This is a genomic window from Paracoccus sp. FO-3, assembly GCF_006386455.1.
GTDB classification, from domain to species: Bacteria; Pseudomonadota; Alphaproteobacteria; order Rhodobacterales; family Rhodobacteraceae; genus Paracoccus; species Paracoccus versutus.
This window is the reverse complement of the sequence record NZ_VCBQ01000256.1, coordinates 1-1,384: the sequence shown is the minus strand read 5'-3', so window position 1 is coordinate 1,384 and position 1,384 is coordinate 1. Positions and strand designations below refer to the sequence as shown.

1 protein-coding gene is annotated in these 1,384 nt (G+C 63.0%); it reads right to left on the bottom strand.

Features of this window, described 5'->3' with window-relative positions; all coding sequences use genetic code 11:
- Positions 1 to 270 precede the first annotated feature (270 nt).
- Complete coding sequence (locus FE811_RS26820; RefSeq protein ID WP_140849555.1) at positions 271 to 1,293, bottom strand: IS110 family transposase; 1,023 nt, start codon at positions 1,291 to 1,293, stop codon at positions 271 to 273.
- Positions 1,294 to 1,384: the final 91 nt, after the last annotated feature.

Below are 1,384 nucleotides of genomic sequence, written 5' to 3'. Positions count from 1 at the left end.
ATCGGCGTCCATGTTTGGATGCCCCCTTCGATGCAAGGATTTTCTCTGACCTTCTGAGCGCGTGATCGAGTGCGGTCATGTTTCAGGCCTCTCAGGTGCGGCCAAGACATGCCGCGGGCCGGTATGGTGATGCGCGGATCGGGAACCAGATCAAAATTGCGAGCTCTGGGCTCGTTGGACGCCACTGGTTTTCCCGACCCGGATCTGTTCGATCATTTGCCCATACGGGTCATTGCTCTCCTCACATCGCCGACGCTCCGCACGCCGCGGTCAGCAGACCGCGCCGGTTGGATCTCGGTAATCCTCTTCGCGCACGAGCATGGCCCAGACCATGCGTGCCATCTTGTTGGCCAGCGCGATGGCCACAAGCATGCGCGGCTTTCGGGCCAGCATGCGCGCGAGCCATGATCCGGGTCTACCTCCGTCGCGACCGCGCCAATGGACGATCGACATCGCCCCCACGATCAGCAGGCGTCGGATATCGCGCTGTCCCATCTTCGAGGTTCGGCCCAGCTTCTGCTTGCCGCCACTTGAATGCTGTCGCGGCACAAGGCCAAGCCAAGCCGCGAAGTCGCGCCCCCTTCGGAACTCACGCATGTCCGGCGCGAAGGCGGTAATCGCCATCGCGCAGACCGGGCCGATCCCGGGCATGGTCTGGAGCCTCCGGGCCACCCCGTTTTCTTTCGCGGCGGCAACGATACGGTTGTCCAGCTTTTCAATCTCGGCTCCAAGGAGGGCGATCTGATCGAGATAGAGCCGCCCTAGGTGCCGGACCAAGTCCGGCAGGTCATCCTCTTCCAGACGAAGGGCGAGTCGCTGGACGTTGCCAATGCCCTTGCCCAGGACGATGCCGTGTTCGGCAAGATGGCCGCGCAGTGCGTTCACCAGCTGGGTGCGCTGACCAACGAGCAGATCGCGGGTGCGAAAGAGCATCGCGCGGGCTTGCTGCGCGGCACTCTTCACCGCCACCATTCGCATGGTCGGTCGCTGGACCGCCTCGGCAATCGCTTCCGCATCCGCGGCATCGTTCTTTTGCCGCTTCACGAAGGGTTTGACATAGACGGGCGGGATGAGCCGGATGTCATGGCCGAACCGGCCGAGTTCCCGGCCCCAGTAGTGCGCGGTCCCGCAGGCCTCCATGGCCACGAGGCAAGGCGGCAGCGCTGCCATGAACTTCGCGAACTGTGGCCGGGACAGTTTCTTGCGAAAAACTGCGCGTCCGTCCGACGTAGCGCCATGAATCTGGAAGACCTGCTTTGCCAGGTCGACGCCGACGATGCTAATCTCATCCATGGATGCCTCCTCTCCCTATGGTGACTTCAGCATCACCATCTTGGCACATCGCGATGCCGTCGGGCGGGGGCATCCACCCCATCAAAAGGGG